The sequence below is a fragment of the Dietzia sp. DQ11-38-2 genome (genome assembly GCF_014145055.1).
Classification (GTDB): Bacteria; Actinomycetota; Actinomycetes; order Mycobacteriales; family Mycobacteriaceae; genus Dietzia.
The window spans coordinates 1-1,501 of record NZ_JAALDW010000410.1 but is presented as its reverse complement, the minus strand read 5'-3'; the positions used below and the strand labels follow the sequence as shown (position 1 = coordinate 1,501).

Sequence of the window (1,501 nt, the reverse complement as noted above, 5' to 3'; positions counted from 1 at the left end):
GAGGTCGGCGACCAGCGCCAGGACGATCACCACGCCCACGCCCACGCTCGAAAGAGCCCTCAGCGCGACCGACCGGGGCGTGGAGCGGTCGGCTGCCGGGGCAGGGCCGGTCACGCGGCGCGGAGGGCGTCCAGCGCGTGCTGGAGATCGTCAGGGTACGGGCTGGTGAAGTCCACGCGTTCACCCGTGCCGGGGTGATCGAACCCGAGCCCCACCGCGTGCAGCCACTGCCGTTCCAGCCCCAACCGCCTCGCCAGCACCGGGTCCGCGCCGTAGGTGAGGTCGCCCGCGCACGGGTGGTGGAGGGCCGAGAAGTGGACGCGGATCTGATGGGTTCGACCGGTCTCGAGCTTGACCTCGACGAGCGTTGCCGCCTGGTGCGCCTCGAGCGTGTCGTAATGCGTGATGGAGTGCTTGCCGTCCGAGGTGACCGCGAACCGCCAGTCGTTGGACGTGTGGCGGCCGATGGGCGCGTCGATCGTCCCGGACAGCGGATCGGGGTGGCCCTGGACGAGCGCGTGGTAGGTCTTGTCCACGGTGCGGTCGCGGAACGCCCGTTTGAGCAGCGTGTACGCCCGCTCGGAGGCCGCCACCACCATCAGTCCGGACGTGCCCACGTCGAGTCGGTGGACGATCCCCTTGCGCTCCGGCGGCCCCGAGGTGGAGATGCGGTATCCGGCGGCCGCCAGCCCACCGATCACGGTGGGGCCGGTCCAGCCCACCGAGGCGTGCGCCGCCACGCCGACGGGTTTGTCGACGACGACGAGGTCGGCATCCGAGTAGACGACGGCCATCCCCTCGACCGGCTCTGCGACCACCGCGGGCTCGGCCCGCGGATCGGGCATCTCGACCTCGATCCACGACATCCCGGTGAGCTTGTCCGACTTCCCCACCGCCCGGCCGTCGACCAACACCTTGCCCTGCCCGGCGAGATCGGCGACCGCGGTCCGGGACAGCCCGAGGAGGCGGGAGACACCGGCGTCCACCCTCATCCCGTCGAGACCGTCTGGGACGGGGAAGGTGCGCAGCTCACCCATCCGCCCCGCCCTTCTCCACTGGCCCCCGCGAGCCGTCGAACTCCACTCCCTTGACCACGGCGACGGCCACCACGATCACACCGATGACCAGACTCGAATCGGCGACGTTGAACACCGGCCACCACCCCACCGAGACGAAGTCCACCACGTGGCCCTCCAGGAAGCCGGGGGCCCGGACGTACCGGTCCACGAGGTTGCCCGCGGCGCCACCCAGGATCAACCCGAGCCCCCACGCCCACCACCTCGAGTGGACCCGCCGCGAGAACCACAGCAGTCCCACCACGACCACGGTGGCCACGATGCTCAGCACGACTGTCGACCCCGTGCCCATCGAGAAGGCCGCGCCGGGGTTGCGGAGCAGGAGGAGCCGCACGGAATCACCGACGATCCGGATCGGGTCCTGCCCCTCGAGACCCCACACCGCCAGCGCCTTGGTCACCTGATCCACCGCCACGATCACCGCC

At 71.1% G+C, this 1,501-nt stretch carries 2 protein-coding genes; both read right to left on the bottom strand.

Annotated features, from left to right (window positions below; genetic code table 11):
• Positions 1–110: 110 nt before the first annotated feature.
• Positions 111–1,037: an RluA family pseudouridine synthase gene (locus G6026_RS13385; protein WP_107756231.1), complete on the bottom strand. Its 927-nt coding sequence runs from the start codon at positions 1,035–1,037 to the stop codon at positions 111–113.
• Positions 1,030–1,501: signal peptidase II (lspA, locus tag G6026_RS13380; protein WP_182613458.1), on the bottom strand; the 472-nt coding region annotated here is incomplete at its 5' end. The genes G6026_RS13385 and lspA, both read right to left, overlap by 8 nt.